The organism is Erythrobacter sp. HI0063 (assembly GCF_001635685.1).
In the GTDB taxonomy this organism is placed as follows: domain Bacteria; phylum Pseudomonadota; class Alphaproteobacteria; order Sphingomonadales; family Sphingomonadaceae; genus Qipengyuania.
On sequence record NZ_LWFF01000165.1, the window covers coordinates 1 to 290 of the forward strand.

Here is a 290-nt window from a genome sequence, read left to right on the forward strand (position 1 = left end):
GTTCATCGCCGAACGGTTCGATGCCAACTATCCGCATCTGAAGGGCTCGTTTGCCCGCGTGATCGACTACTCGGTTGAATACCCGCAATCGCTGATCGACAATTTCTCAATTGCCGACAAACCGCCGCACATCGCCATCTCGGTCGATATGCTCGATACCGGCATCGACGTGCCTGAGGTGCTGAATCTCGTCTTCTTCAAGGTGGTACGCTCCAAAACCAAATTCTGGCAGATGATCGGCCGCGGTACCCGCCTTCGTAAAGACCTGTTCGGCCCTGGCCGGGACAAGA

1 protein-coding gene is annotated in these 290 nt (G+C 55.9%); it reads left to right on the forward strand.

From position 1 onward, the window contains the following. A partial coding sequence (locus A3736_RS05990) for a helicase-related protein (protein ID WP_156502005.1) occupies window positions 1-290 on the forward strand: 290 nt, incomplete at both ends.